The organism is Thermodesulfobacteriota bacterium, from assembly GCA_026415035.1.
In the GTDB taxonomy this organism is placed as follows: domain Bacteria; phylum Desulfobacterota; class BSN033; order BSN033; family UBA1163; genus RBG-16-49-23.
Genome location: JAOAHX010000047.1, coordinates 1 through 4431 on the forward strand (window position 1 = coordinate 1; position 4431 = coordinate 4431).

The 4431-nt window shown below is 53.7% G+C and carries 4 protein-coding genes; all 4 read left to right on the plus strand.

Annotated features, from left to right (window positions below; translation table 11 throughout):
- Positions 1 to 373: 373 nt before the first annotated feature.
- Positions 374 to 1654 carry an ABC transporter substrate-binding protein gene (locus N3G78_14720; GenBank protein MCX8119169.1) on the plus strand — a complete coding sequence of 427 codons (1281 nt, stop codon included), beginning with the start codon at positions 374 to 376 and terminating at the stop codon, positions 1652 to 1654.
- A 64-nt stretch (positions 1655 to 1718) separates the two neighbouring features.
- The gene (locus tag N3G78_14725) at positions 1719 to 2597 is read left to right on the plus strand and encodes a sugar ABC transporter permease (protein MCX8119170.1); all 879 of its coding nucleotides are present in this window, start codon (positions 1719 to 1721) and stop codon (positions 2595 to 2597) included.
- Positions 2587 to 3420 (plus strand): carbohydrate ABC transporter permease, encoded by an 834-nt coding sequence (locus N3G78_14730; GenBank protein MCX8119171.1) that lies wholly within the window; start codon positions 2587 to 2589, stop codon positions 3418 to 3420. Before N3G78_14725 ends, N3G78_14730 begins: the two co-directional genes overlap by 11 nt.
- Positions 3421 to 3452: 32 nt before the next feature.
- A partial coding sequence (gene ugpC, locus N3G78_14735) for a sn-glycerol-3-phosphate ABC transporter ATP-binding protein UgpC (GenBank protein MCX8119172.1) occupies positions 3453 to 4431 on the plus strand: 979 nt, incomplete at its 3' end.

A 4431-nucleotide genomic window follows, 5' to 3' on the forward strand; every position in this document is an offset into this window, starting at 1 on the left:
TATCTGGGAAACATCCTCAATTACTTCGTCCAAGTGGACCATACCCTGATCCGAGTTCAAGCCCCCTATGATAGGAGGCAAAAGGAAGGGGAAGAGCTATTCCTCTTCCTCAATCCGGATCGATGTATCGCTCTTCCCCAATAAGACCCTTGGAAAGATATTCCCCCTTGGGGAATACGGGAAGGAAGATATGAAAGGCAATCCCTATCGAAGCACGGAAAGTCCACGAGATCGTCATAGAATTGTCAAGAAATCTTTTTAAAAAGGTATGGGGTGATGTCGGGCAGGCCGATCGATTGAGGAATAAAACAGGAACGGGGGCCTAAAGGATTTAAGAGGTTGGCAACAATCCCTTTATCAGAGGAGGTGCCTTATGCGTAGAATCATCCTTCTTATCACCGTTTTCTTTCTCATTGGGGGACTTGCGGGTCTTTCTGAGACATGGGCGCAGAAGGAGAAGGGGAAACTCAAATTATTGCGCCTCACCTTCTACTATCCTGTTGGTGTCGCGGGTCCGTTGGCGAGGGTGATCGGAGAGATGACGGACCGATTCAACAAGGAGTATGAAGGGAAGATCGAGGTGGTCCCTGTCTATTCCGGAGATTACGATCCCACGATGCAAAAGGTCCAGACCGCCATCATGGCCGGCAATCCTCCTGATATCTTCATGGTGGAGATCTCCGAACTTCCGACCCTATTAGCCATGGATGCCGTCCTCCCCCTCGACGATTTCATCAAGAAGATGGAGAAGGGGTACTGGGAAGACTTCTATGCCCCCTTCCGGGAAAACGCTACGGTCGGCGGGAAGATCTACGGCGTCCCTTTTCAACGGTCCACCCCTGTCCTTTACTGGAACAAGGAGGCCTTTAAGGCGGCCGGCCTCGATCCGGAGAAGCCTCCTAAGACCTGGGACGAATTGAAGGATTATGCCACCAAACTTAACATCAAGGATAAACAGTGGGGGGTGACGATCTCCGGAGGGTGGAACGACTGGCTTTTCGAGGCCTTTGTGAGACAGAACGGGAGCTACCTCATCAGTCCCGATGGCAAGAGGGCTAATTTCGACTCGAAAGAGGCGATCGAGGCGCTGGATTTCTGGGTGGAGCTGAAACATCGGCTCAAAGTCGGCCCGCCCCACAGCACCTGGGGGTCCACCCCTCCGGACTTCGTGGGCGGAAGGACCGCCATGCTTTACCATTCGACCGGCATCCTGACCTTCCTCAAGCGCTCGGCCAAGTTTGACTTTGGGGTGGCCTTCATGCCCATGAAGAAGACCTATGGAGCGGCCGTGGGCGGAGCCAACCTGATGATCGCGAAAAAGATTTCGAAGGAACGTCAGGAGGCGGCCTGGAAATATATTGAATGGATGTCCAACGTCAAGAACGTCGCGGAATGGAGCGTGGCTTCGGGTTATGTGGCGGTGAGACAGAGCGCCTATGAGGATCCCGCGATGAAAGAGCATGTGAGCAAGAACCCGGAATATCTCGTTGCAAGAGATCAGTTGAAGTATGCCCACGGAAAGATGATGGCCAAGAATTTCCAGAAGGTTCGGGAGATTCTGAAGCGGCAGCTCGACGACGCCGTGGCCGGGAAGATCGCCCCGGCTGAGGCCCTGAAGATCGCCCAGAATGAGATTCAAGGGGTGATCAAGTGAAGGATTAGAATCCAGGAGGAAACGGGGAGGGGATGGGGGTCCCATTCCCTCCTTTCATCTCCTTATGAGACGCATCGAACGTTGGACGAGTTACAGTTATCTGTTTCCGGGGCTTTTCTTCATGGGGGTCTTCACCTTCATTCCGGTCTTCATGGCCGCCTATCTCTCCCTGTTTAAATGGAATGTCAGTCACCCCGAACCGACCTTCACCGGTTTGTCCAACTATGTAGAGGTTTTCAAGGCCCCCCTTTTCTGGTTGGTTTTGAAAAACAACCTCCTCTATGCCTTCACCACCATCCCGATCAGCATGGGCCTCGCCCTCTTTCTGGCGATCCTGATCAATCAGAGGATGGGATGGATCCGGAGCCTCTACAGGGGATGTTTATTTTATCCCACGATGATCCCCATGGTGGCGGCGGCGATGCTCTGGGTCTGGATCTTCAATCCGGGGTTGGGGATTTTCAATTACTATCTCGGGTTTCTCGGTGTTCCGAAGATCGAATGGCTCTACGATATGCGCTTCGCCCTCCTCGCCATCATCATCATGAGCATCTGGAAGAATTTCGGCTACTACATGCTCATCTTTCTGGCCGGCCTTCAGAGCATCCCCAAGCATTATTATGAAGCCGCGGCCATCGACGGCGCGACCGGGTGGAAACAATTCCGGTACGTCACCTTTCCCATGCTCGCCCCGGCCACCCTCTTCGTCTTCGTCGTGGCCATCATCTCCTCCTTTCAGGTCTTCGATCAGGTCTTTGTAATGACCCAGGGCGGGCCAGGCGATCGGACGAACGTCTTGGTGTTCTACATCTATCAACATGCTTTTCGATTCTGGGACCTCGGCATGGGATCCACCCTGACCACCCTCTTCATGCTCGGGCTTCTGGTGGCGATCTGGTTGGTCTTTCGGGTGATCGGGAGGAGAGTCTATTATGAAGTTTAACCGGAAAGTCAGAGACCGTTTGGGCCTCCATCTCGTTTTGATGCTGGTCTCCCTCATCACGGTAGCCCCCTACCTTTGGATCCTTTCCACCTCTTTGAAATTCAGGACCGATGTCTTTACGCCTACCCCCCAATGGATTCCCTGGCCCATCAATTTCAAGAATTACCTCGAAGTCTTTCAGATGGCCCCGTTTCACCTCTACCTCGTCAATACGATCATCGTGGTCACGGGTATTCTGGCGGTCCAGCTGGTCACCATTACCCTGGCCGCCTATGTCTTTGCTCGCAGAAACTTCTGGGGAAAGGAATTTTTCTTCTTTCTCTTTCTCATCCAGATGATGATCCCGATCCACGCCACGTTTTTGCCGAACTTTCTCACCTTGAAGCATTTCGACCTCTTGAATACCCGGGTGGCGATGATGCTCCCGTTCTTTGCCTCCGGATACGGGACCTTCCTCCTTCGGCAGGCCTTCCGGCAGATCCCAAAGGCCCTTGAAGATGCGGCGGTGATCGATGGGTGCGGGGGGTTGAGATTCCTTTGGCACGTCCTGATCCCATTGGCCAGACCGACCCTGGTGGCCTTTTCAATCATCAGCGTCGTGAGCCACTGGAACGACTACCTCTGGCCCCTCATCGTGACCGATACCCCTGAGGTCCGGACTCTGACCATCGGGTTGGGGATGTTTGTTCAGCAGGAGAGCGGCGCGGACTGGACGCTTCTGATGGCCGCCACCGCCTTTGTAACCGCCCCCATGCTCCTCTTCTTTCTCATCTTTCAGAGAAAGTTTGTGGAAAGCTTCATGTTGAGCGGGATGAAGGGATAAAGGCGTTTGGAAGGAAACCGGAAGGGAGACCTATGGCACGGGTGGTTTTGCAAAACGTCTCAAAATATTTTGGATCGGTTCAGGCCGTTAAAGATTTCAGTCTCACGGTGGAGGACAAAGAGTTTGCCATTTTGGTGGGCCCCTCGGGATGCGGAAAGTCGACGGCCTTAAGGATGATCGCCGGGCTGGAAGAGCCCACCACGGGCACGATCACGATCGGAGATCGGGTGGTGAACGACCTCCCCCCGAAGGATCGGGACATCGCCATGGTCTTCCAGGAGTACGCCCTTTATCCCCACATGTCGGTCTATAAGAATATGGCCTTTGGCCTCAAATTGAGGAGATTTCCGAAACAGGAGATCGACCGGCGGGTGAGAGAGGCGGCCGAGATTTTGGGGATTCAGGACCTCCTGGACAGGAAGCCAAAAGAGCTCTCAGGCGGTCAGCGCCAACGGGTGGCCGTGGGAAGGGCCATCGTCCGAAAACCGGCGGTCTTTCTCTTTGACGAACCCCTCTCGAACCTTGACGCCAAACTCCGAGTCCAGATGCGAGCTGAACTTTCAAAACTTCACGAGCGTCTTCAAACGACCATGATCTACGTCACCCACGATCAGGTCGAGGCCATGACCATGGGAACGAAGATCGTGGTGATGAAAGACGGGGTGATCCAGCAGGTGGGCCCTCCCTTGGAAGTCTATAACTTTCCGGTGAATCTCTTTGTGGCAGGTTTCATCGGAAGCCCAACGATGAACTTCATTCCATGCCGGATCCTCTCCAAAGAGGGGCGTCTTTTCATCGATGCCGGAAGTTTTGAGCTCCCCATACCGGAGAAAAAAAGGCCTTTTTATCAATCCTTGACCGGTTCGGAGGCCATTCTCGGAATCAGGCCTAATGATCTCTATGACCGGGCCTTTGCCCCTGAACCCATCCGGGAATACTCGATTCGGGCGTTGATCGATGTGATCGAACCCCTGGGGTCAGAGACTCATCTCAATGTCACGGCAGGAAAAC

Excerpts from the sequence above, each read along its gene's own strand:
- N3G78_14720 (MCX8119169.1), top strand. The coding sequence starts at position 374 with ATGCGTAGAATCATCCTTCTTATCACCGTTTTCTTTCTCATTGGGGGA.
- N3G78_14725 (MCX8119170.1), top strand. The coding sequence starts at position 1,719 with ATGAGACGCATCGAACGTTGGACGAGTTACAGTTATCTGTTTCCGGGG.
- N3G78_14730 (MCX8119171.1), top strand. The coding sequence starts at position 2,587 with ATGAAGTTTAACCGGAAAGTCAGAGACCGTTTGGGCCTCCATCTCGTT.